17 protein-coding genes are annotated in these 26,350 nt (G+C 41.8%); all 17 read left to right on the forward strand.

Annotated elements, in window-relative coordinates; genetic code table 11:
* The first annotated feature begins 11 nt into the window (after positions 1 to 11).
* The 17 genes from BW980_RS09985 (at position 12) to BW980_RS10065 (ending at position 26,150) form a co-directional block, all read left to right on the forward strand.
* Entirely contained in the window at positions 12 to 1,760 is a 1,749-nt protein-coding gene (locus BW980_RS09985) for a RagB/SusD family nutrient uptake outer membrane protein (protein ID WP_076455082.1), read from the forward strand.
* Between the two features lie 913 nt (positions 1,761 to 2,673).
* The gene (locus tag BW980_RS09990) at positions 2,674 to 5,688 is read left to right on the forward strand and encodes a SusC/RagA family TonB-linked outer membrane protein (protein ID WP_076455083.1); all 3,015 of its coding nucleotides are present in this window, start codon (positions 2,674 to 2,676) and stop codon (positions 5,686 to 5,688) included.
* Positions 5,689 to 5,710: 22 nt separating this feature from the next.
* Positions 5,711 to 7,225 (forward strand): RagB/SusD family nutrient uptake outer membrane protein, encoded by a 1,515-nt coding sequence (locus BW980_RS09995; protein WP_076455084.1) that lies wholly within the window; start codon positions 5,711 to 5,713, stop codon positions 7,223 to 7,225.
* A gap of 166 nt (positions 7,226 to 7,391) precedes the next feature.
* A complete protein-coding gene (locus tag BW980_RS10000) occupies positions 7,392 to 10,745 on the forward strand; it encodes a VCBS repeat-containing protein (RefSeq protein ID WP_076455085.1) in 3,354 nt (1,117 codons plus the stop codon).
* Between the two features lie 36 nt (positions 10,746 to 10,781).
* On the forward strand, positions 10,782 to 12,392 hold the full coding sequence (locus BW980_RS10005) for a tetratricopeptide repeat protein (RefSeq protein WP_175609876.1): 1,611 nt from the start codon (positions 10,782 to 10,784) through the stop codon (positions 12,390 to 12,392).
* Between the two features lie 95 nt (positions 12,393 to 12,487).
* Positions 12,488 to 13,279: an IclR family transcriptional regulator gene (locus tag BW980_RS10010; RefSeq protein WP_076455087.1), complete on the forward strand. Its 792-nt coding sequence runs from the start codon at positions 12,488 to 12,490 to the stop codon at positions 13,277 to 13,279.
* A gap of 285 nt (positions 13,280 to 13,564) precedes the next feature.
* Complete coding sequence (locus tag BW980_RS10020; RefSeq protein ID WP_076455089.1) at positions 13,565 to 14,245, forward strand: helix-turn-helix domain-containing protein; 681 nt, start codon at positions 13,565 to 13,567, stop codon at positions 14,243 to 14,245.
* A gap of 130 nt (positions 14,246 to 14,375) precedes the next feature.
* Positions 14,376 to 14,600 (forward strand): hypothetical protein, encoded by a 225-nt coding sequence (locus tag BW980_RS22820; protein WP_245800030.1) that lies wholly within the window; start codon positions 14,376 to 14,378, stop codon positions 14,598 to 14,600.
* Complete coding sequence (locus BW980_RS10025) at positions 14,555 to 15,520, forward strand: glycoside hydrolase family 117 protein (RefSeq protein ID WP_245800031.1); 966 nt, start codon at positions 14,555 to 14,557, stop codon at positions 15,518 to 15,520. Before BW980_RS22820 ends, BW980_RS10025 begins: the two co-directional genes overlap by 46 nt.
* A 16-nt stretch (positions 15,521 to 15,536) precedes the next feature.
* Complete coding sequence (locus BW980_RS10030; RefSeq protein ID WP_076455090.1) at positions 15,537 to 16,553, forward strand: zinc-dependent alcohol dehydrogenase; 1,017 nt, start codon at positions 15,537 to 15,539, stop codon at positions 16,551 to 16,553.
* A 30-nt stretch (positions 16,554 to 16,583) separates the two neighbouring features.
* A complete protein-coding gene (locus tag BW980_RS10035; RefSeq protein WP_173427297.1) occupies positions 16,584 to 17,348 on the forward strand; it encodes an SDR family NAD(P)-dependent oxidoreductase in 765 nt (254 codons plus the stop codon).
* A gap of 38 nt (positions 17,349 to 17,386) precedes the next feature.
* Positions 17,387 to 18,775: a sulfatase gene (locus tag BW980_RS10040; protein ID WP_076455566.1), complete on the forward strand. Its 1,389-nt coding sequence runs from the start codon at positions 17,387 to 17,389 to the stop codon at positions 18,773 to 18,775.
* A gap of 14 nt (positions 18,776 to 18,789) precedes the next feature.
* Positions 18,790 to 20,244, forward strand: coding sequence for an aldehyde dehydrogenase (aldA, locus tag BW980_RS10045; RefSeq protein ID WP_076455091.1), 1,455 nt, complete (start codon positions 18,790 to 18,792; stop codon positions 20,242 to 20,244).
* Positions 20,245 to 21,339, forward strand: coding sequence for a mandelate racemase/muconate lactonizing enzyme family protein (locus BW980_RS10050; RefSeq protein ID WP_076455092.1), 1,095 nt, complete (start codon positions 20,245 to 20,247; stop codon positions 21,337 to 21,339).
* 37 nt (positions 21,340 to 21,376) lie between these two features.
* Positions 21,377 to 22,420, forward strand: coding sequence for an aldose epimerase family protein (locus BW980_RS10055; RefSeq protein ID WP_076455093.1), 1,044 nt, complete (start codon positions 21,377 to 21,379; stop codon positions 22,418 to 22,420).
* A gap of 60 nt (positions 22,421 to 22,480) precedes the next feature.
* Positions 22,481 to 23,497, forward strand: a complete 1,017-nt coding sequence (locus BW980_RS10060) for an L-rhamnose/proton symporter RhaT (RefSeq protein ID WP_076455094.1) — start codon at positions 22,481 to 22,483, stop codon at positions 23,495 to 23,497.
* 115 nt (positions 23,498 to 23,612) lie between these two features.
* A complete protein-coding gene (locus tag BW980_RS10065) occupies positions 23,613 to 26,150 on the forward strand; it encodes a glycoside hydrolase family 2 (protein WP_076455095.1) in 2,538 nt (845 codons plus the stop codon).
* The last annotated feature ends 200 nt before the right edge of the window (positions 26,151 to 26,350 follow it).

Consider the following 26,350-nt stretch of genomic DNA (forward strand, 5'->3'; position numbering starts at 1 on the left):
AAATAGAAAAGATGAAAAATAAATTTTTCGCAAATAGTTTTGCCATCTCAATTTTGGTTTTGATAACCTCTTGTAGTGATGATTTTCTTAATGAGGAGCCTGTGGGTACCGTAAACGAATTAACCCTCGCCAATGAGGAAGGGGTAAATGGATTGCTTATAGGTGCATATTCATTAATTGATGGATACTCTAGTAACGGTAGTCCAAATGGTGGTACAGGAGAAGCTTCTGGAACCAATTGGATTTGGGGAGACGTTCCTTCTGATGATATGCATAGAGGGGATACCAATGGAGGTTGGTCGCAAATTAATGATATCGAACGATATGAAGTGAGGTCTGATAATGAATGGTTAAGTGGTGCCTGGGGTATTAATTTTGATGGGGTAGCACGCTCTAATGATGTTCTTCGTGTTTTAGCAACGGCCGGAGAAGTAATATCGGCAGAAAAGGCTGACCAAATTGAAGCCGAAGCTAAATTCTTAAGAGCATGGTTTCATTTTCAACTAAGAATTAAATTTGAAAAAGTACCCTATATAACCGAGGATGTTGATCCAGCTTTGGTTAAAAACGATCGGGAGATTTGGGATGATATAGAGGATGATCTTCAATTTGGGATTGACCATCTAGATCCGGCACCATCAGAAGTTGGTAGGGCATCACAATGGGCGGCAAAGGCATTAAAAGCACGAGTTCATTTGTTTCAGAGCGAATTTGCGGAAGCAAAACCACTTCTAGATAACATTATTGAAGAGGGACCTTTTCAGTTAGAGCCTCATTTTTACAATAATTTTGATGAAGAACATCAAAATAATGGGGAGAGTATTTTTGAAATCCAATATTCTGTAAATGATGGGGCAGGTGTGCATAATAGCGGCGTTGATCACCAGACTTTGTATCCAAATGTTGATGGGCTGGGGTACTCTTATAGTGCACCAAGTTTTGATCTTTTCAATGCGTATAAGGTAGAAGATGATGGTCTTCCAATGTTAGATAGTTTTCAGGATGACCTTCTTTTGGAGGATTACCAAATTTCAGATACGGAAGAATTTACACCAACTAATCATTTATTAGATCCTAGGGTTGATTGGACTATTGGAAGAAGAGGTATCCCATTTTTAGATTGGGGGCCAATGAGTGGAAGCGATTGGATGTCTGATCAATTGAACATGGGACCTTTCATGAATAAGAAAAACATGTTCTATAAGCGTAATAAAGGTGTTATTTCAACTGAGTCCGGTTATTGGGCACGAGGTGTAAATGGTAACAATTTCAGGTTGCTAAGGCTTGGTCACGTACTACTATGGAGAGCAGAGGTCGCAGTAGAGGAAAACGATTTGCCTACAGCTCTTGCATTGGTAAATCAGATAAGACAGAGGGCAGCTGACGATATTGTAATGGGTAAAGTATCAAATACTACTTTTGAAGAAGGTAATCCTATCATAGTAGATTACTCCCAACCTGCCGCAAACTATAAGTTAGGGCTCTACGATTCTTTTCCTAGTGTAGAATATGCTCGGATGGCCGTAAGACACGAAATGAGATTAGAATTTGCACTCGAAGGAATGCGTTTCTATGATCTAGTGAGATGGGGAATAGCTGATAGTACTTTAAACAATTATTTGGCTAGCGAATTGAAGGACAATAAGCTACCATGGTTGTCTGGCAGTTCTTTTACTTCTGGTAAAAACAATTATTGGCCAATACCACAAGTACAATTAGACCTTCAGCCTGGGGTCCTGACACAAAATTCATCACTGTAATAAGTTTGAATATTAAATAGTAAATTTTTTGAGGAGTACTACTGAAAAAAGGAAATCTTGAGACAAAGTATTTCGGAAGTTTCTTCAATAAGTTCAGATAAACGGGAGGTTCTTTTAAGAGCCTCCCGTCTTATTGAGAAGAACATTTCAGACGATACCTATGGGTAGCTAATCTATCGTTCTATATGAATACGAGTCGCTCTACTTTTTTAAGAGGTTAAAAACAGTCACTAGATGTGTCCTTAAGGATTTTACTAAAAAAATAAGGCTTCAGAGGGCCAAGGAATTACGCTGTAGAGGAGAACTTCAGATAACCAAAGTGTGCTATAAGGTAAGTCAAATTGAAAAAGGAAAGGCAATTGACTGCTTCCTCACTCCATTTTATTGAAAATTGGGGTTTGTTTATTTAGTGAAAAAATCCATTTTTATAAAGCCCCGAAAATTTTACATGGACGAGTTTCTTAGGTCCATTTGGACAAGAATCAAATCGTATGTACGCTTGCCTATTTTTTAGATGAAATATGCTAATGAAACGGGTTTTCTTTATCTTGAAATGCAAGAGACTGCTCTAAACATAACTTTGATCAAAGGCGATATTCACTTTCTTATTTTCTTGCACTGGAGCTACACAATTGTCAGTTGTCTATTATTTGATATGAATTTATTTTACGTATTAAGTAGTTGATTTTTAGTTATTTGAGATTTAAATTTTAACATTTAAAATTAATGTTGTCTAGTTTTTGTCTAGGAACGATTGTGCAAAAAACTTACACATATTATATACATTCACCCTATGTTTTTTGGTGATTTAGCAAAAAAGGGGTGGTGATATTCCTAAGGTGATAATTTGGGGCCTATTGTTTTGTCATTAAAAGATTTAACTCAGAACTACACAATTAAAATGTAATCAATTATGAAAAACCGAATTTTAAACCTTTTAAAGGGAAGTGTTCTTATGGGGCTTTTCTTAACATTGCTGGGCTTTCAAGAAATACAGGCCCAACAAAGAATAACCGGTACGGTCAATGATGCCCTTGGTCCGGTTCCGGGAGCGAACATTGTTGTTCAGGGCACGACCAATGGGGTGACCACAGATTTCGATGGTAACTATAGCATTGAGGCATCTTCTGGAGATGTATTGGTATTTACCTATTTAGGATATGCAACCCAAACGATTACCGTGGGAAACCAAACCACTATAAACGTGACTCTAGTTGAAGATGCCAGTAAATTAGAGGAAGTGGTTGTTATAGGTTATGGAACGGCTAAAAAGAGTGATGTGGTCGGATCTGTATCCCAGGTGACATCAAAATCTTTTGAAAACCAGCCGTTGACAAGAACTGAAGACGCCTTGCAAGGTAGGGCATCAGGGGTTAAGGTAACCCGCAATTCAGGACAGCCTGGGGGGGAAATCAAAGTTCGTATTAGAGGTGTCAATTCCATTACGGGGAATAATAGTCCTTTGGTTGTTGTTGATGGGGTTATTGGAGGTGATTTAAGTTCAATAAACCCAAATGATATTGCATCTATGGAGGTGTTAAAAGATGCGTCTGCAACTGCAATTTACGGTTCGAGAGGTTCAAATGGTGTAATCTTGGTTTCTACGAAAAAAGGAAAAGGAAAAGGAAAAATTAGCGTAGATTATTTTATTTCAAGTGATCATGTACGTAAATACATCCCTACCCTTGGAGCCGCCGATTTTGCGAGAATAGAAAATTCTAGTAGAGCTAGGGTAAATTCCCCTGCTGTTTATACTAATGAGGAAATAGCTGCTTTAGAGGCAAATGGAGGGACAAACTATCAAAAGGAACTACTAGGGCAGAACGGATTGACACAAAACTTACAGCTTTCGGCTAGCGGGGCTTCCGAAGACGGTAAGATCAACTATTTTTTATCGGGTAACTATGTGAACCAAAAAGGGATGGTTATTGAAACAGGCTATGAAAAATACTCCGTACGTGCTAATGTAAACGCCGAAATAAACGATAGGTTAAACGTTGGGGTAAAAATATCAGCTGTTAGGGCCAAGACCGAAAACAATCTAGATCAATTCAACTTATTTGAAGGTAGGAAGATTTTTCAGGCATTGACTTGGGACCCCACCACTCCGATTTATAATGAAAATGGAGGCTACAATCTATATTCGACGAAAAGTGTTGCCAGTGGTACTTACAATCCTATCGCTGATATGTTGGAATCTGACTTGCAAAATGTAAATGATCGAATAGATGTTAATTTTAATACGGATTACAGCATAACAGATAAGCTTAAATATTCATTGATCGTAGGTGCAAATTCAATAAATACTGCCCAGCAAAACTATATTGTTAGCCAAACTTTGCCCGATGCAACTTACAGTGGGGCTAAAACTACTAGCTTTCAAGTCAGTAATATTTTAACTTGGGCCAATACCTATGGTAAGCACGATATCTCCGCAACTGGTTTATATGAGTTCTCTCAAAATGAATATAGTCAGAATGGATATAAATCAACGGACTATATTGTTCCCGGTAATTATTATTTGGCTGAATTAGGCCAGTCCTTTAATGCATGGAATAACTATAACAAGTCGGATATTCAATCGCTTATGGCTAGGGCGGCCTACGTTTATGATAAAAGCTTATTCCTTACTGCCACTGTTAGAATGGATCAATCTTCACGATTTAGAAAAGCTCAGAATACTGGCTATTTCCCATCTGTAGCTTTAAAGTATAGCTTTAAGCAAATGGATTTTCTTAGTAATGGTGATTTTTTAACGGATTTTGCCATCAGAGGGGGATGGGGACAAGTAGGGAACCAAAATATAGCTCCATATGCAACATATCCTAGCTCGCAAATTGGAGGGACTGATGCATCGTACCCCTACAGTGGAGGAACTCCTTCACCAGGGGCTATTCCTGACGGATACGGAAATGAAGATTTGACCTGGGAAACAACGACGCAAATTAACGCGGGACTTGATTTTGCTTTTTGGAACGGAAGAGCAAGTTTATCAATCGACGGATATAAAAAGAATACAACGGATTTGTTATTGGATGTTCCTGTTCCAGGTACCAATGGAGGAGGGGTAATTCCTCAAAATATTGGTGAAGTTGAAAATTACGGGGTAGACTTTTCTTTAGGGGGAGGTATCGTAAGTACCGATAATTTTAATTGGGATTCAAACTTTAATTTTTCCTACGTACAAAACAAAGTGGTTGATTTAGGAGGTGTAGACTTTATACAAGGTTCTTTTGAAGCAACCGATGGTACACAGCAATACTGGAACATTATAGAAAAAGGACGGTCTTTAGGGCAGTTCTTGGGAGCTACGTTTTTGGGAACATGGAAAACAGCTGAAGCTACTGAGGCTGCGGAGTTTGGTAGAGCCCCGGGCGACCCGAAATACTTAAGGGATGAATCTGGTGATATAGTATATAGACCTATCGGTAATGGTACGCCAACAACATTTTGGGGTTTCAACAATACATTTACTTATAAAAATTGGGACTTGAACTTGTTCATTCAAGGGGTTCATGGTTTTGATGTATACAATACAATGCGGGGTACCATTAACGGTCCTGCCAAGAGTTTTATGTCTCCTGATCAACTCAATCAATGGACGCCCGAAAATGAAACGGATATCCCGGCTGGTGGCCAAAGTATAATCGGTTCTTCCAGATTTGTTGAGGATGGAAGTTTTATACGTCTACAAAACTTGGCCATTGGGTATACCCTTCGCGATATCGGAGCGATTGAATCATTGAGAATTTATGCCAGTGGGCAGAATTTATTTTTGATTACCGATTATCAAGGTTATGATCCAGAACTTACATCTGTCGCGGCAGATCCTGCAGAGCGAGGCAATGGAGATGTTGCGGCCGGTATCGATGCAGGAGCCTTTCCAAACCCATTGACTATTTCCTTAGGTTTAAAATTCAATTTTTAATAAATCAAAATTGATCAAAATTATGTATACAAAAAATAAGTTGATAAAATATTTAAGTAGCGGTATTGGAATGGTATCGGTGGTTTTTGCTCTATCATTGCAAAGCTGCGCAAACTTAGAAGAGCACCCTTCGGATTCACAATTGGCACCTGGGCAATTTTCATCATTGGAAGATTTTGATTTGGCCGTGACAGGGGTCTATGGTAAATTACGGACGGCCGCCCAATGGACCACATTTAACGTTTTTGGTTGGGCCGGAGATGATATTACCACGCACAAGGCATTGAATAAAGCTCCATTTAGGGAGTATGACCAAATGAATGTTTCTGGAGACAATCCTCGATCATTGAGTAATTGGAACGATGTTTATTCTATGATTCGTGCCGTTAATGCGGTTATCGAGAGTGCAGAAGGTCTTAATGTAACAGATCAAGAGAGATATAACAGACTTTTGGGAGAAGCCCATTTTTTAAGAGGTACACTTTTCTTACATATGTCTAGAATTCACGGTAGAATTCCTTTGCCTCTAACATCGGCACCTGATTTTGAGATAGGATTGGCTACACAAGAAGAAGTATATCAGCAAGTTGAAAGTGATCTGTTATTAGCGGAAAGCTTGCTTCCGAACATGTACCCGGGCCTAGAGATACCCGAAGGTGCGGCTCGTCCCAATAAAGGAAGTGCACAAGCCATTTTATCGCGTCTTTATATGAATTGGGCCGGTTTTCCTTTAAAGGATAGCTCTAAGTATACCGATGCGGCCAATGTTGCAAAGAAAGTTATTGACAACCATTCTTCCTATGGTTTTGAGTTGCTAAATGACTTGAACGATTTATGGAAAGTAGCCAATAGGTTTAATAAAGAGTCTGTGTGGACAATAGTGTATAGTAATGCGGCAGGTTTGGGAAACAGAAAATATGGTATTTTAGGATACCCTGCCGATGTAGAGGGAGGTTGGTCGGAAACTTTTGCTGAAGTTCGATTCTTCGAAGACTTTCCGGAAGGACCAAGAAAAGAAGCAACGTATAGAACAGATTTAGATTGGAAGAACTTTACCGATCAGGTGCAACCGGTATTTACAAAAGTAGCCGGACCTTTAGGAGACCTTCCTAGTCAATGGTCAACGGATAGAAACGACTTTTATATGCGGTATGCAGAGGTACTTCTAAATTATGCCGAAGCTTCGGGTCGATCGGGCAATGCTACCGCCGATGCATGGGAAGCATTGAATATGATTCGAAGAAGAGCTGCCGGGAAACCATTTGATTCACCCGACCCTTCTGTAGATGTTACTTCTGGAGATTTAGCGGAATTGGCATTCACCGAGAGGAAGTGGGAATTTGCAGGGGAATATTTACGGTATAATGATTTGGTTAGAATGGAAAGGGTTGAAGAAGCGTTGAAAAATGAAGCCCGTACACCATTGGATTCAAATATCCCAATTGCGAACCCGGTTTTGGGCTCATTATCTCCTGATAATTATTATGCTCCTATTCCTCAGATAGAAATTGATTTAAACCCCAATCTGGCAAATTAAAAAGTTGAGTTAGTTGTTAAGTATGACGGTAAGGTTTTAAAAAAAAAGCCTTGCCGTTATCTTTGTTTAGAAGGGCTTCGTTAAATGGGCCTTGAGCGAACCTCAAGGTGTATATCGCTGAAAATCTTTGTACTTTAATACAATTAAAAATTAATACCGAAAACTTATGAGGTGTTATCCTAAGATGTGGGGGCTGGTAGTGGCGATACTGCTATGCTCTTGTAAGCAAACAGAAAAGAAATCTGCGGCAAATCAAGAAACTGTTGAAAAGTCGTCTAGGCTTTTTCGGGAAGTGCCGGCAGAACTTTCGGGTATCGAATTTGTAAATCGGCTCGAAGAGACCTTAGAATCCAATTATTATCAATACATGTATACCTATATCGGTGGTGGTGTAGCAGTCGGTGATGTAAATAACGACGGGTATGATGATATTTATTTTACCTCGAATTCATCCGATGATAGATTATACCTCAATAAGGGGGATCTGCAATTCGAAGATGTTACTAAGGCCGCTGGTATAGAACTAAGTCCCGGTTTCAATACAGGGGTCACCATGGTAGATGTAAATGGTGATGGACTCTTGGATATTTATGTTTCAAGGGGCGGATGGAAAGATGAGGATGGAAAATTCAAAAATTTATTATACATAAACAACGGGTCTTCGGAAGGCGGTGTTGTTACTTTTACGGAAAAGGCTGAAGAATTAGGGCTGGCCGACCCCAATAGAACCATTCAGGCCACTTTTTTCGATTTTGATAAGGACAATGACCTCGATGTCTATATTTCCAATACCCCTGATATAACTAGCCGATCAGAAATACTTGACCTGAATAAAGTTCAAAACGACCCTAAAAGTCTAGAGTTGAAGGGAAGTGACCGCCTATATGAAAATGATGGTACAGGCCATTTTAGCGATATATCAAAAAAGGCAGGGCTGCTTTATGATATCGGTTTCGGATTGAACCCCCAAGTGGGCGATCTTAATAATGACGGCTGGGACGATATTTATATATGTAACGACTTCAATGTGCCCGATTTGGTTTATGTCAACAATGGTGACGGCACTTTTACCGAATCGCGTGATAAGCTTTTTAAGCATATGTCTTTCAATAGCATGGGCAGCGATATGGCTGATATGAACAACGATGGCCTTCTCGATGTGATGACCTTGGATATGAATCCCCAAGATTACGTAAGGTCTAAAACAACAATGGCCATGACCTCTATATCCGATTTTGAAGGTATGGTCGAAAACGGGTACCACTATCAGTATATGCATAATATGCTACAGATCAATAACGGTAACGGAACCTTTAGCGAAATCGGTAATATGGCAGGTATGGCCAATACGGATTGGAGCTGGGCCTTATTGTCGGCCGATTTCGACCTAGATGGATTTAACGATATTTTTGTGACCAACGGTGTTTATCGCGACGTCATTGATCGCGACAAGAACAATGAAATCTTAGAAATCTTAAGGCGGAACAAAAGAAAACCTACGGATGAAGATTTTCTAAAGTTCGCAAAAATGCTTCCTCAGCAAAAGCTAAAAAATTTCTTTTTTCGAAATAAAGGAGACTTAACGTTCGAGGATACGAGTGAGACATGGGTAGATAGTGAACCTTCTTTCTCCAATGGTGCCGCGTACGCGGATTTTGACAATGACGGAGATTTGGACGTTGTGGTGAATAATATAAATGACACCGCTACATTACTCGAGAATAGGGCTGTTGACAACTCCCAAAAATACTATTTGGAACTGAATTTGGAAGCTGCCGGCAAGAACACATTTGGTATAGGGGCCGTTGTTCATCTCTACTTTGAGGATGGTACCAAACAAATGCGCCAGGTAATCCCTACTAGGGGATTTTTGTCTTCGGTGCCTAATTCGTTATACTTTGGCCTTGGGAATCATCAATCGGTTCAACGCATGGAAATTATATGGCCTGATCGAAAGGTTCAAGAACTCGAAGATGTTCAGGCAAATCAATCTATACGTGTTGATTATGGTATGGCCCAAGCTAGAAGCGAAGAGCAAGAGGAGGCGGAGACCTTGTTCTCTGAACTGGCCTTCGATGTGAGGCATACCGATCCTTATTACAATGACTATAAACTACAGATATTATTGCCCCATAAACTTTCGCAATTAGGGCCTGCCTTGGCAAAAGGTGATTTTAACGGAGATGGTCAAGACGATGTCTTCATAGGTGGGGGCAAGGGACAGCCTGGGCAACTGCTATTGGGGCAATCGACTTCTTTTAAGAAGATAAGTATTCCTGTTTTGGTGGAAGATAAGGGGTATGAAGATATTGGTGCTGCTTTTTTCGATGCCGATGGCGATGGGGATGAGGACCTTTATGTAGTAAGTGGAAGCTATGAATTTAACGAGAACCCGAGAATGTTGGTCGATAGACTTTATCTTAACGATGGAGGTGGCAATTTAACAAAAGGGCTAGATGCCATTCCTGAAGTAGGGATTTCGGGGTCTATAGTGCTTCCTTCCGATTATGATGGTGACGGAGATATCGATCTGTTCATAGGGGGCAGATTAATAACGGGTAAATATCCGTACCCTGCCAGTAGTTTGCTCTTGGTAAATGAGGCGGGTAAATTTAGTATACAAAACGATGACCTGGCACCTGAATTTCGAGGATTGGGACTCGTAACCGATGCGAAATGGATTGATATCGATAATGATAATGACACCGATTTGGTCTTGACAGGGGAGTGGATGGGTATTCAGGTATTTCTCAATACAAATAACAAACTCGAGCGCAGTGATGCCTATCCTCAATTAGCCGATGCCGTTGGCTGGTGGAATGAACTTTTGATCGAAGATATCGACGGGGACGGCGATAAGGATATTGTTGCGGGAAACTTGGGGCTCAATTCAAAGTTTCACGCTTCTTATGAAAAACCATTTGAAATCTATACCTCCGACTTTGATATGAACGGTTCCGAAGATGTTATTTTGGCAAAAGAGTATCAAGGGAAGCAGGTGCCGGTTAGGGGGAAAAGCTGTATGACACAGCAATTACCGCACCTAGCCCGAAAAATACCTACATATACAGACTTTGCCAATAAAGATTTGAAAGGTATCGTAGGCGAAGGCCTTCAGACGGCACTGCATTATAAGGCAACCGAGTTACGGTCGGGCATATTTGTGAACAATAGCGGTGTGTTTAGTTTTCAGCCCTTCGTAAATCGGGTACAAACGGCGCCGATTAACAGTATTTTGTTTGAAGATTTTGATGGAGATGGGATCGGTGACCTTGTCTTGGCAGGAAATAATTATCGATCTGAAGTTGAAACGACCCGCTCAGATGCTGGTATCGGAACCTTTCTGAAAGGAAATGGTAAAGGAACTTTTGTTTTGGTGTCTAATTTGCAATCGGGTTTCTTTGCGGACAAAGATGTTCGTAATATAGCCGCGTTGAACACAAAAAGCGGTAAATTTATTCTAGTTGCAAATAATGACGGTTATCACAACTTGTTTAAATTAAATCAGGATATAGAATAAACTATGGTTTTGCAGGTCAGACATTTGGTGTCTTTTATGATAGTTATCCTTTGTTCGGTTCCAATTAGTAGATTAGATGCGCAGCAACTATCTGATACCCTGAAAGGCTTGCAGGGCGAAGCGTTTTTTGAGAAAGCGAGAAAATTGAGACGTGACCATCCTGAAGAGGCATTGGTCCTGCTACAAGAAAAACATGAAGAATTCTTAAAAAAGGGGGATACGGTCAATGCGGTAAAGGCTCTTTTGGAGATGCCCTATATTTATGGGCAGCATGTTGACTACACAAAATCGTACGATACACTTTGGTACGCCCTTTTTTTGGCCGATAGAGCAGATGATGATGCATTAAAGGCTTCCGTTTATAATTGGCTAGGTAGACTCTACAGTTTCTTCAAACGAAAAGATGAGGCCCTAGAGTATTTGCAGACTTCCCTTGAGATCAATCGCAGGTTAATCGATAAGGGGAAACTGAAAAAAGCTAATTTGGTTGAAAATTACTACTTGATTAGCGCCACTCATAGGGTGTTGAATCAACCTCATTTGGCCAAGGTATACCTCGATAGCTGCTTCCTAAATTACGAGCCAATTGAGAGACAGCTTCCTATGGCCTATTTACATTTTGAAAAAGCCTATCAATTGTATTTGGATAATGAAAACGAAGAGGCATTACAGTTATTGGAAAACGTACAACCGTGGTTTGTAAAGAACAGGCCTTCTTATTTGGTGTTGGTGTATTCGGATATGGGCGATGTCTACGCCAATATGTCCAATTACAAGCAGAGCGAAGCCTATTATAAGAAAGCCTTGGCGATTTCTGCAGAATACAATAGTCATGTCGATTTTTCTTCCTTGGTACATGAGAAACTGGCCGATTTGTACGAGAGTCATGGCGAGTATGAAAATGCCTATAAGAATCAAAAAAAAGCAAAGGCTATTGATGCTCAGTTCTTTGACAGTAGAACGGTAATCAATCAGAGCTTGTTGGAAATAAAGGACGAGTTTCGGATTGAGAAGGAAAAGCAAGAAAGGCTTGTGCAAAAACAACGTTTGGAGAAATTGGAACAGGCCGATAAAATATCGATGTTGCAGCGTATTATTTTATTGGGCTCCTTGGTTTTTATGGCTATACTTGGTCTTATTTATTTCAGGTCGATTCGAACTAGGCATTTGACAGAAAAGCAAATGTTGCGGAGAAATAAGCAACTCGAAATTAAGAAGGGGAAGGAACTTCTTGACTTGAAGAATAAAGAGTTGGCCGTATCGGCGCTTCAAATGGTCGAAAAGGATGAGTTTTTGAAGGAAATAGCGGAAAGGTTAAAAGAAGCGGAAGGAATCTCCGATAAACCAGAGGTCAAACAGGTTTTAAAATCCATTTCCCATAATCGAAGCGATAATTGGGATGAATTCCGCCTTCGTTTTACTGCGGTAAACGAAGATTTTTACAATAAGATTACCACAATGTATCCTAGGCTAAGTCAAGCCGATCAAAAGTTGTGTGCCTTGATCAAACTGAACTTTTCAAGTAAGGAAATGGCTAGGCTTTTGGGGATTTCTGTAGAATCGGTGCATACCACGAGATACAGGTTGCGCAAAAAAATGAAATTAGATCGATCGGTCAATCTCGAAGAATATATTTCGTCCCTTTAGAAGATGTGTTGAAAGGGAGTCCTTCAATGGATGCGAGTGCAAATTTTTGCGAAAATATGCGTAAGATTGTTAAATTGCGCACTTAATATTTAAAAATGAAGAAACCGAAGGCTGAATTAAAGTCCACTTACAATGTTCCAAACTTAGAGAGGGGACTTTCTATTATTGAGTTGTTGGCTACTCGAACTAATGGTATGACCCTGGCCGAAATAACAGAAACCCTTTCCATTACAAAATCTAGCGCTTTTCGGATTGTCAGCACCCTGATATTCAAGAATTATCTTCAGAAAAACGAGACCACCAAAAAAATAACCCTTTCTAGAAAAATGTTGACCCTAGGCATTTCTTCTATGAACGAACAGAGCATTGTAGAGCATTCTATAGATGTTATGCGCGCACTGCGTGATGAGCTTAAGGAATCGGTCATGCTAGGTGTACTACTCGGCTCTACGGGAACTATTTTGGAGCAAGTGCCTTCGTCATATCCAGTTAAACTCTTCGTTGAACCCGGTACCCAGTTTGACCTGCATAGTTCGGTAGGGGGTAAATGTATACTGGCCTATATACCGAATGAAGAGGCCGATATGGCTTTGAACGGAAAACCCCTGACCAAGTTCACTGAAAATACCATTACATCAAGGAAACAGTTTAAAAAGGTGTTGAAAGAAGTTAGGGAAAAGGGCTATGCGGTAGATAATAGTGAAGATATTGAAGGGATCAATTGTGTGGGGGCCCCCATATTTAATGAGTACGGTTATCCCGTAGCGGCACTTTGGATTACGGCTCCTTACGGGCGACTTCCGGCATCGCAATTTGAAAGTAAAGGTAAGATTGTTGTGAAATACGCCCTTGAAATTTCTACCAAACTGGGGTATTTGAACCATTGAGTTTTTTAAAATGTAGAAAAAAGGGAGCAAATAAGATATCACCTTTGAGGTGAAAGATGAAAAGAGAGGCCCGTTTGGCGGGTCTTTTTTTGTGGTCTATAAATATCTATGGGCAAGACTCTGCTAATCGTCTGATATTTAGAAATCAGGGTTTTAATTTTTTTAGGGGGCATTGTGAGCTATATCTTAAAAAAAGATGGTCAAAATATGAGGATGTGTCAAATTTTTACATATTTTTGATTCAAATAAGAAACTAGTTTCATATTTGAATCAAAAAAACACCATATGGATGCGACAATTGTTATAGGGGAAGATGCTCCTGGTGACGTTGAGAGCCAGAATGGAGTATTGGAAAACAGTGAACGACACCTTAAAGTTGATTGCGATAAAGATGCGCGAGTGTACGATAGGGTCTTTGAAAAGGGATTGAACATGCCGGCTATTTTGCTAGATGTATTACATTCCTTGGGAGCAAAAATCAAGGAGCTTGAGTCTGATGCAGATCGAAATATTTCAAAACGCCTTAAAGTTTTAAAGGGGAAGGCAAGCGAAATAATTTCGACGGGTGATGTGGGTGACAAGGAGAAATTCGAGCACCCCAAACCAATGGTAGACCTCTCAGTGTTAAACGCTACGGATAGAGCGTTTGTTGAAAGGGTTATTGGTTTTGTTGAGGAAAATATTTCGGATAACACCTATTGGGTAGATGATCTTTCTTTCGACATGAATACCAGTCGTTCGACTTTTTTTAGGAAATTAAAAAAAATAACAGGCCATGCACCAAAGGATTTTATGAGAAATTTAAGGCTGATGAAGGCGGGAGAACTGCTTTCCAGTGAGGAATTCCGTATTGCCGAGGTCAGTTATCAAGTCGGTTTTAGTGATCCCAATTATTTTAGTAAGTGTTTTAGGAAGTTCTATGGAACTTCCCCATCCGATTATATAGAAATGAATCGGGCCAGTTAGTTTAGTAGTGTAGACATGTATATTTAAATTTTAGATCAAGTAATCCATAACCATGAACAAATACTCCCAATTTTTAATTTTTGCTGCGGTGCTGGTGTCGGCCTGCAATTCTCCCAAAACTACAAATGAAATGAAATCTACAGCTAATAGCGAAGAGAAGGTGACATTTACGGCTGAACAAATTGACCACCTCGGTATTACCGATACGAACCATTTGAGCGCTGCATCAAAAAGAGCCTTGAAATGGCCTACGGACTTAGGTAATGAGTGGTTTATTCAGTTTGGTCCCTTGCAGCCTTTAAAAGGGATTTGGCTTATGAGGAAGGTGTTGTGCGCCGTGATCCAAGTGCTATAATCAAAGAGAACGGAAAATATTACGTGTGGTATTCTAAAAGTACCGGGCCAACACAAGGTTTTGGTGGGGATATTGAAAAAGATAAAGTGTTTCCATGGGATCGATGTGATATTTGGTATGCCACCTCTGAAGATGGTTGGACGTGGAAAGAAGAAGGTCCGGCCGTAACAAGAGGTGAAAAAGGGGCTTATGATGATCGCTCCGTTTTTACCGTTGAGATCATGAAGTGGGAAGATAAGTATTACCTCTGCTATCAAACGGTAAAATCACCCTATAATGTCCGTGTTAAAAACCAAGTAGGTTTGGCTTGGGCAGATTCTCCCGATGGTCCATGGACTAAAAGTGAAGAACCCATTTTAAGTCCGGCCGATAACGGCGTGTGGAAGGGTGAAGAGCAAGATCGTTTTGCCGTGATTAAGAAGGGTGATTTTGATAGCCATAAGGTGCATGATCCATGTATTATACCTTATAAAGGAAAATTCTATCTCTATTACAAAGGAGAGCAGATGGGCGAAGAGATAACTTTCGGCGGAAGGCAGATACGTCATGGTGTTGCCATAGCGGATAATCCCAAAGGCCCTTACGTGAAATCTCCATATAACCCTATTAGCAATAGTGGTCATGAAATATGTGTTTGGCCTTATAACGGAGGTATTGCTTCGCTGATCACTACAGATGGTCCTGAGAAAAACACGATCCAATGGGCTCCCGACGGAATTAACTTTGAAATTAAATCGGTCATACCAGGGGTCAATGCCCATGCTATCGGACTGAACCGAACAGCGGATGTTGAAAAAGAACCGACCGAGATTTTACGGTGGGGGTTGACGCATATATACAATAATGGTGATTACCAGAGTATCATGCGTTTTTCTTCCGAAAGAAAAACACGTCATGTGGCTAAAGGAGTAAAAAAATAATAGGAAAATAAGTTTGATGAAAGCAACTGTTTACAAAGGAAACAAAACCTTTTCTGTAATCGAGAAGGAAATTGAAGCACCGGAAAAAGGTGATGTTAGAATTAAAGTGGCCTATTCAGGGGTGTGTGGCACCGATGTGCATATTTATCATGGTATGATGGACAAGCGGGTGGCTATGCCCCAGACCATTGGTCATGAAATGTCGGGAATCATCGACGCCGTTGGCGAAGGGGTTGAAGGCTATGCAGTTGGTGATAAGGTTGTAGTCCGTCCCTTGGACGACCGTTTGGTGAAGGCTTCCGATAAAGGTTTTAACCATATTTGTGAGGATTTAAAATTCATAGGTATCGATAGTCCGGGTTCCATGCAACAGTATTGGAACGTACCCGCCTTTGTCCTTCATAAACTAAAGGCGGAGACCGATTTAAAATTGGCTGCTTTGATCGAGCCCTTGTCGGTTGCTACCCACGATGTTCGTAGAAGTGGTTTGGTGGCTGGCGAGACGGCCGTGGTTTTGGGCGGTGGCCCTATAGGTCTTTTGGTGGCCATGGTAGCTAAGGAAGTAGGGGCGAATGTCATCGTTTCCGAAGTGAACGAAAAGCGTATAGCTAAGGCCCAGTCAATGGGGTTGCAGGCTGTAAACCCTACAAAGGTAGACTTGGTAGAGTATGTAAAGGAGCAAACCGATAACCGTCGTGCCGATGTGGTTTTTGAAGTAGCTGGGGTGCAGCCCGCTTTGGATATCATGTGTGAGGTTGCCGGTATTCGCGGGCGAATCTTGATGGTGGCCATTCATGGGGAAAAGAAACCGGTAGACCTTTTTAAGTTTTTCTGGAAAGAATTGAGCCTGATCGGGGCTAGGGTATACGAAAAAGAGGATTATGAAAAATCAATCGATTTGATTACCAAAAACGAACTGCCCTTCGAGGATATGATTACCGATGTACAGCCATTGACTAATATTCAGCAAGTATTTGAAAACATAGATAATAATCCTGATGGTATGAAAGTACTTATGGATTGTCAACAATAATTAAAGGGAAACAACGCATAGAAAATGAGCATATTGAATCAATTTAGCCTAAAAGGAAAAACAGCTTTGGTAACGGGTTGTAAAAGAGGTATAGGAAAGGCCATGGCGGTAGCATTGGCCGAAGCGGGAGCCGATATCATCGGGGTTAGCGCCTCTTTGGAGAAGCATGGTAGTATGGTGGGGCAGGAAGTTGAGGCCACGGGAAGAAAATTTAAGGCATACACTTGCGATTTTAGCAATAGGGAAGCTTTATATGAATTTATAAAGGAAGTGAAAAACGATTTTCCTAAAATCGATATCCTAGTGAATAATGCGGGTACCATTCTTAGGGCGCCTGCGGTCGAGCATTCCGATGAGTATTGGGATAAGGTAATCGAAATCAATCAAACGGCGCAATTTGTCCTTACCCGCGAAATCGGTAAGGAGATGGTGGCCCGAGGGGAAGGTAAAATTATTTTTACGGCTTCGTTGTTGACATTCCAAGGTGGTATTACAGTGCCCGGTTATGCGGCTAGTAAAGGGGCGATTGGCCAGATGACCATGGCTTTTGCCAATGAATGGGCCGCTAAGGGTGTGAACGTAAATGCCATAGCACCAGGTTATATCAGTACGGATAATACCGAGGCCTTAAGGAACGATCCCGAAAGATCGGCTTCTATTTTGTCTCGAATACCGGCTGGTAGATGGGGTAAACCCGAAGATTTTGCGGGACCTATAGTCTTTTTAAGTTCAGATGCAGCGGCTTATATGCACGGTGTTACCATGTTGGTAGACGGTGGCTGGATGGGAAGATAATGGTACCGGGAAGAATAATCCATAAAAAATACAGGAAAATGAAATTGCCAAGGCAGGTGCTCTTGTTCTTTGTGTCTTTCACTATGCTCTTTAGTGGCTGGGCCCAAGATAAACCGAACATTGTTTTTATATTATCCGACGACGCCGGTTATGCCGATTTCGGATTTCATGGGAGTAAAGAATTCAAGACGCCCGAACTGGACAAATTTGCCAAAAATGCCGTACGCTTTTCACAGGCCTATGTGTCTGCGGCTGTATGTGGTCCGTCAAGGGCGGGACTCCTAACCGGAAAGTATCAGCAGAAATTTGGATTTGAAGAGAACAACGTTCCTGGTTTGATGAGTAAAAACGGTCTTACGGGTGACGATATGGGCTTGCCCCTTGATCAAAAGACCATTGCCGACTACCTAAAGGAACAGGGGTATAAAACAGCTTTGTTCGGAAAGTGGCATCAGGGGAATGCAGATCGGTTTCACCCGACCAAACGTGGTTTTGACGAATTTTATGGTTTTCGCGGAGGTGCAAGAAGTTATATGCCCTACGGTGCCGATAACGAACTTAAGAGGAGCGAAGATAGGTTAGAACGTGGTTTTGAAGGTTTTCAAGAACACAAAGGCTACCTAACGGAGGAATTGGCCGATGAGGCCATTGCATTCATGGAGAGAAACCAGAAGAATCCGTTTTTTGTTTACTTGGCTTTCAACGCGGTACATACCCCAATGGAAGCAAAGGAAGAAGACCTTGAAAAGGTCAAAGGTTTAACCGGAAAAAGAAAGACGTTAGCGGCAATGACCATTGCCATGGATAGGGCTTGCGGTAAAGTTTTGGATCGAATCAAGGCATTGGGCCTCGATAAGAATACACTAATTGTTTTTACTAACGATAACGGTGGACCATCGGATGCGAACGAATCTTCGAACCTTCCTTTGAGCGGCACCAAGGCTAACCACTTAGAAGGGGGGATTCGAGTTCCTTTTCTAATGTCGTGGCCGGGTAAATTAAAGCCGAATACGGTTTATGAAAACCCGATTAGTACCTTAGACCTATTACCGACTTTTGTTACGGCCGCCGGTGGTAATATCAATGTTATCGACGGATTGGACGGGGTAGACCTCCTGCCTTACCTGCAAGGAAAAAAGCAGGGAAAGCCACATGAGACACTGTATTGGAAAAAAGAAGCTAGGGGTGCCATTAGGCATAACGACTGGAAGTTGGTACGATTTCCCGATCGCCCTGCGGAACTCTATAATATAAAGGAAGATATATCTGAAACGAATGATTTAGCTTTTAAATACCCTCAAAAAGTCCGTGAACTTTATCAAATGCTCTTCGATTGGGAACTTACCCTAGAGCGCCCTCTTTGGCAATTGGAAAGAAGGTTTGAAGGTCTTGCGGCCAAACGAATGGATGCATATAGAAAACACTAATTAATTAACGAAAAATGTCAGCAATTAAAGAATACCAACTATTTATCGACGGAAAATGGGTTACCTCTACCTCAGGTGAGACCATAGATATTGTAAACCCATCTACCGAAGAGGTGGTTGCAAGAGTTCAGAACGGTACGGTCGATGAGGCCCAACTAGCGCTACAGGCAGCGGACAAAGCCCAAAAGGAATGGAAAAAATTACCGGCCCGTTCGCGTGCCGAACTTTTATATAAATTGGCCGATGAGATTAAGGCCAATTCCGATTTCTTGGCCGAGCTCTTGGTCAAGGAGCAAGGGAAACTGCTAAAAGTGGCTAAGGGAGAAGTGGCGGTAACCGCTTCTTTTATTGAATACGCTTGTGAAGGGGCTAGAAGAATCGAGGGGGATATTGTGCCTTCCGACAACCCCAATGAGCAAATTTGGATCCAGAAAATACCTCGTGGCGTAGTGGTTGCCATTACCGCTTGGAACTTCCCGTTGGCATTGGCCGGTCGTAAATTAGGACCAGCCTTGGTTGCCGGTAATACCATTGTTATAAAACCGACTTCCGAAACGCCTTTGGCTACTTTGGAATTGGGTAATCTTGCGAAAAAAGTAGGTATCCCAGATGGGGTTATCAATATATTGACCGGTCCGGGTAGGGCCATGGGTAATGCACTTGTTGAAAGTCCTATTACCAAAATGGTAACAATGACGGGTTCTACGCCCGTTGGTCAGTCTATTGCCAGGGCTGCGGCACAAAACCTTACGCACGTTCAGTTGGAACTTGGAGGGAAAGCTCCTTTTATTGTTTTTGAAGACGCCGATATCGATGCCGCTGTAGACGCTGCCCTACATTCGCGTTTTGATAACTGTGGACAGGTGTGTACCTGTAATGAAAGAATGTACGTTCATGAAGGCATTTACGATGCCTTTATGGAAAAATTCATAGCCAAGACAAAGGCTATTAAGGTAGGTGATCCAATGTTGGAGGATACCGATATGGGACCTAAAGTGAATGCCGCCGAACTAAAGCATATGGAGCATTTGGTTGCCGTAAGCCTAGAAGAGGGAGCCACTTTGGCTACAGGGGGCAAAAAACCTGAAGGCAGTGCTTTTGAAAAAGGATTTTGGTTTGAGCCTACCGTTTTGACCAATGTAACCCAAAATATGACCATTGTTCATGAAGAATCTTTTGGACCTATTCTTCCCGTCTTGAAATTCAAGACTTTTGAAGAAGTGGTCGGTTATGCCAATGATTGTGAATACGGACTTGCGGCTATGGTCTTTACCAATGATATGAATACCATCATGAAGTGTAATGATGAGTTGGAGTATGGTGAAATTTACGTTAACCGTGGTCATGGTGAACAACACCAAGGGTTCCATAACGGATATAAGCTAAGTGGCTCGGGAGGTGAAGATGGTAAGTACGGCTTTGAGCAGTACATGGAGAAAAAGACGTTTTATATTAGACACAAGGCATAAATGGGGACAAGTATAAAATCGGTTGACTGTAAGTTGTTCAGGGTTCCCTTGCCGGAAGTTATGAACGATGCCAAACATGGTGACCATACGCATTTTGAACTGGTCACTTCTACTATCACTTTGGAAGACGGTAGTACGGGCACTGGATATACCTATACGGGAGGAAAAGGCGGGAATGCCATTAAGGCCATGGTCGATTACGATATAGCACCGGCCTTGATAGGTAAGGACGGTTCCGATATAGATGGGATTTACGATTTTCTTGAATGGCACATGCACTATGTAGGTAGGGGAGGTATAGTTTCCTTTGCCGTTTCTACGATAGATATTGCACTGTGGGATATTCGTTGTAAGAAGGCCGAAAAACCACTTTGGCAAATGGCCGGTGGTGCAGGTAATACCTGTAAAGCTTATTGTGGGGGAATTGATTTACAGTTTCCTATTCCAAAACTTTTGAAGAATATGGAGGGCTATTTGGCGGCGGGTTTCAACGCGGTCAAGATTAAGATCGGAAGGGAAAACCTCGATGAGGACATAGAGCGTATTAAAGCGGTACGTGAGTTCATCGGGCCCGATGTAACCTTCATGGTCGATGCCAACTACTCAATGACCGTTGATAAGGCTATTGAGGCGATTAACCGTTTTAGGGAATACGATATCACTTGGTTCGAAGAGCCTATTATTCCTGATAATTATATGGGTTTCTCACAAATTGCCGATGCTACAGGTTTTCCTTTGGCTATGGGCGAAAATCTGCATACCATCCATGAATTTGAATATGCCATGGATCAGGCAAAATTATCCTTTGTTCAGCCAGATGCTTCAAATTGTGGTGGAATCACAGGTTGGTTGGCCGCCGCACGGTTGGCCGATAAGTATAATATTCCAGCCTGTTCGCACGGAATGCAGGAACTACATGTGAGTTTGGTATCCGCCCAACCGAATTCAGGTTGGCTAGAGGTACATAGTTTTCCTATTGACCAATACACCAAAAGACCGTTGGTGGTAGAGAACCATCTTGCCGTAGCACCAGATACGCCAGGGGTAGGAGTGGAGTTCGATTGGGAAAAACTGTCAGCTTTTCAATCGAAATAAATAATTCTGACTAGAACATTCAAAAACGCTTACGATAATGAAAACGACACAGACAGATTTCGGTGTATTGAGCGGTGAAAACATTTACCGCTATACTTTAGAGAACGATAATGGGCTTAGTGTAAAGATTTCCAACTATGGGGCTACCATTACCTCTATTCTTATACCGCAAAAGACAGGGGAAACGGATGAAATCGTTTGTGGTTTTGATACGTTCGAGAGCTATTTCTCCGAGGCCTATCAAGTCAATGCCCCATATTTTGGGGGAACGGTTGGCCGCTATTGCTCCCAAATAAAAGATGCCCGATTTTCTTTGAACGGAAAGGAATACCAATTGGCAAAAATAGTTGGCGATAATAACCTGCACGGAGGAAAAATCGGTTTCGATAAAAAAATATGGAAGGTAAAGGCGTTTTCGCCTGAAGTTGCCAGTGTTCAAATGGAGCTTGAGAGCGAACATTTGGAAGAGGGCTTTCCGGGAAATGTTACGGTTCAGGTGACCTTCACATTGACCAATGACAACGAACTTAAAATACGGTATGGGGCTATCACCGACCAAGACACGCCTTTTACGATTACGAATCACACCTATTTTAATCTTTCGGGCTTTGCCGACAATGTTGAGGGTCACACCGTAATGGTAAATGCCGACACCAAACAGCTCTGGGATGAAACGGGAGCTGCCACAGGGGAAAATGTCTCTGTTGCGGGCAAGGTCGATGACCTGCGCTCTCCAATGACCATAAAGGAAGTACACGAAGCCATGGGCGATGGCTTTGAACATTTTTACCTCTTTGAGGATAAGGGGTTTGAATTGGATAAAGTGGCGGAAATAAGTGAACCTAAAAGTGGTCGTTCTATGGAAGTTTTCACTACGGAACCCGGAATGTTGCTCTACACCGGAAAATATACTTCTGATGAGCTCAAAAGAGAATCGGGATTGCAATACGGCAAATATCGGGGCTTTTGCTGTGAAACCCACCGCTACCCGAATGGCCCCAATATTTCAGACGCTCCGAAGACTATCTTAAAAGCGGGCGAGAATTACGATAGTACGACGATTTTTAAATTCAACTGGTAAACCAAACACGGCTTGGTATGCCCGACCTGGTATACTTGGCCCCAATTAAATATTAAAGTTATGACCGAAGGTGTATTATTGGCGATTTTCGCCGGATTGATGTTGGGCCTTTATGCCCTTCCCGAAAAATTTACAAAAGGTTTCAAGTATGAGAATACATGGAGTCTCTTCTTTCTTTTGACCATGTTCGTCGTACCGATTATTGCTTCGGTAACCCTTATTCAGGGTTTTGGGGAAATTTTCGGAAATATGCCGACCGATATTTGGGTGAAAATGGGCCTTACCAGTTTCCTTTGGGGAATTGGCGTTATGATGTGGAGTAAGGCTATTAACCATATTGGTCTCTCCCTTGGTTTTTCCATCTTTATCGGGACGATAATTTTGGTAGGTTCCTTATTGCCCTTTATTGAAGACGGACTTCCTCCCTCGAATGTATTGACCTTTATTTTACTCGGTATTCTAGTAGTATTGTTAGGGGTTATCTTAAATGGTAAAGCAGGACTTACCCGAGAAAAGGACGAAGCTAAAACAGCGGCCGAAGGTACGCCGGCCAAAGGTTCAATGGTGACCGGTATTATGATCGCCGTTGTTGGGGGGTTATTGGCCACGGGCTTTAGCTATGCCAATGCCGCTGGTCGGCCTTATTTGCACGAAGCCAGTGTGGCCCAGGGCAACGCCGATTGGATAACGGCCGTAGCGGTAATGTTCCCGATCTTTATTAGTGGGGGTATCGTTATGACCGCCTATTTTCTATGGCAATTGAACGCTAAAAACGCATGGGGGGAATTCAAGACTCCGGCTTTCGGAAAAAACCTGTTTTTGATATTGATCATGGCGGTTTTTCATTATGCCGCATCCGCCCTTTTTGCCTATGCGGCATTTAAGTTGGGGGCATCGGGGAATACGGTAGGATATGCCATTTTCAATACGGCTTCCGTAGCTACCGCCATCGTTAGTGGTATCGTGACAAAAGAATGGGTAAGTGCCTCGCCCAAGGCTAGAAATCTCCTGTACGGAGGTCTTGGTTGTATGGTGGTAGGGATTATAATTGTAGCATATGCCAATGGTCTAGGGTAATGATGGTTCCGTTTTTGACAAGTAAAAATATTGTTCTTTAGTAGTTGAGTCCGGTTGTTGTTCCTATTCAATCGGGCTTTTTTTTATTCGAAGCTTTAAAATAAAGATTTGACCTATGAAAAAACACTTTTTATACGTAGTAATTACAGCCGTGTTGCTCTCTTCATGTGGGCGCGAGCTGTCAAATGACTCGCAGTTTGATATTGTGACCGATTTTAATTTCGATTGGGAGTTTCGTTTGGTCGATTCAACGGGGCAAAACGATGATTGGAAAAATATTAGGCTTCCCCATGATTGGAGTGTAGAGGCTTCTTTTGATTCTATAAACGGGGAAGGGGCTACGGGATACCTTCCCGGAGGTGTGGGAATATATCGTAAAAAATTCCCGCTTCAACTGAAATCGGATGAAAAGGCCTATATCTTGTTCGATGGCGTTTATAACAATTCCGAGGTTTCCCTAAACGGTAAGGATGTAGGGGAGCACCCCTATGGATACTCTCCGTTTTATTACGATATCTCGCCTTATTTGAATTCGGAAAAAGATAGCAACCTGATAGAGGTAAAGGTAGATAGAACCCGTTATGTCGATAGTCGCTGGTACACCGGTTCGGGTATTTACCGAGATGTAAAGCTTTTGGTCAAGAACAAATTGCACATACCCATTTGGGGCGTATTCGTAACTACTCCTAAAATAGAGGAAAAACAAGCGGAAGTATCGGTGTCCGTTCAAATTCAGAATGATTTTTCTGAAGATAAAAAAGCGGAACTCCGAATGGAGATTTATAATAGGGACGGACAAAAGGTCAACGGTCATACGCAACCTATTGAAGTTAGTGGAAATGACCAAGGTCTTCAATTATATTCTGTATCCATTGAAAACCCGATTTTGTGGGATGTCGATAATCCTTACCTCTACAAAGTGGTAAGTTCTATTCTCTATGAAGGAAAGGTTATAGACCAACAAGAAACTGCCTTTGGTGTACGGTCTATCCGTTTTGACCCTGATCAAGGTTTTTTCCTTAACGGTAAAAATCGAAAAATAAAAGGGGTTTGTTTACACCACGATGGTGGACTGGTAGGGGCAGCCGTACCCGACGACGTCTGGAGAAGGCGTCTACAGAAGTTAAAAGAAGCGGGGTGTAACGCCATCAGAATCGCTCACAACCCTGGCTCACAAGCGCTTTTAGACCTGTGTGACGAAATGGGTTTTTTGGTGCAGGACGAATTCTTTGATGAATGGGACAATCCGAAGGATAAAAGAAAAAACATGAACGAGCAGAGTGTAGACTATATCACAAGAGGCTATACCGAGCATTTTCAAGAGTGGGCGGAAAAGGACTTAAAGAATACGGTTTTGGCCCATAGAAACCACCCGAGTATCATTCAATGGAGTATCGGGAACGAAATAGAATGGACCTATCCGCGGAATGCCGAAGCTACCGGTTTTTTCAATAATATGGAGTGGCAGGGCAATTACTTCTTTTCAGAACCGCCGTATTCGGTAGATCAAATAAAAGAGAAACTAAATACCTTGCCCAAGGAAAAATATGATATTGGGGAAACCGCTAAAAAATTAGCGAAATGGACCAGGGAATTGGATACTACGCGATATGTAACGGCCAATTGTATTCTGCCCTCCGCAAGTCATCTCTCAGGCTATGCCGATGTACTTGACGTAGTGGGCTATAGTTATCGTAGGGTGATTTATGATTATGGCCACAAGAATTATCCGAACAAAGTCATTATGGGCACTGAAAACCTACCGCAATGGCACGAATGGAAAGCGGTGATGGAGCGCCCGTTTATTTCTGGACTCTTCCTTTGGACGGGAATCGATTATATGGGGGAGTCTAATGGAGCTTGGCCCAAAAAGGGTACCCAAAGCGGCTTGTTGGATCAGGCCGGTTTTGAAAAGACTTCGTATCACATGATGAAAACCTTATGGAACGACGAACCCCATTTGCACCTAACCACACAGTCTCTAGACAAATCGATATATAAATTGAACGAGGCCGGAGACCCCGTGGAGAAGAAAGAGAACGGGTGGGAGAAGGCCTTGTGGTTTTGGCATGAAAGTAATGAATATTGGAATTACGATGCTAAGGAAGCGACCGTTGTAGAAGTCTATTCCAATTGCGACGAAGTGGAACTCTTTTTAAACGATGCTTCACTAGGAAGAAAAAAGCTTGCGGATTTTGATGACCGTATTTACAAATGGTCTGTACCATTTGTTGCCGGTGAACTTAGGGCAGAGGGGTATATCGACGGAAAAAAGGTAGATGCGGGTGCACAAATAAAAACGACCACAGCACCTTATGCCGTTCAACTTTCGGTAGATAAGGACCAATTATCGGCCAATGCCTATGATGTGGCCCATATAGTGGCCCAAATTGTAGATGAAGAAGGGAACCCCGTAAGACATAGCAACGCTGAAATTTCTTTCTCCATTACCGGTGATGTAAGATTATTGGGGGTCGATAATGGTTCGGCCAGGAATGTTCAAGATTATCGATCGACCAAGATCGTAACCGATAAGGGGCGTTGTCTGCTTATCGTACAATCAAATTTCAACGCAGGCGACGTAAGGATAGCGGCAGAATCCGAAGGGTTAAAAACAGGTGATTTGCTGTTGAAAATAAAGGCAATGGACTAGTAAGTGGAAATTATAGGAAAAGCCCGGTTTCTCAGGGAATTGGGCTTTTCTTGTTTTAGGCATTAGGTACTGATCAATTAAGGAGTCTCCATGAAGACCTTTCATGGGATTTCGATCTGTTGTCCTTTCTTTTTATAACGAATTCGTTAGTGGACAGTATGTTTTAAAACTAACTTATTTTACGCTAAATAGTATTAATT

Source organism: Zobellia uliginosa (assembly GCF_900156625.1).
GTDB lineage: Bacteria > Bacteroidota > Bacteroidia > Flavobacteriales > Flavobacteriaceae > Zobellia > Zobellia uliginosa.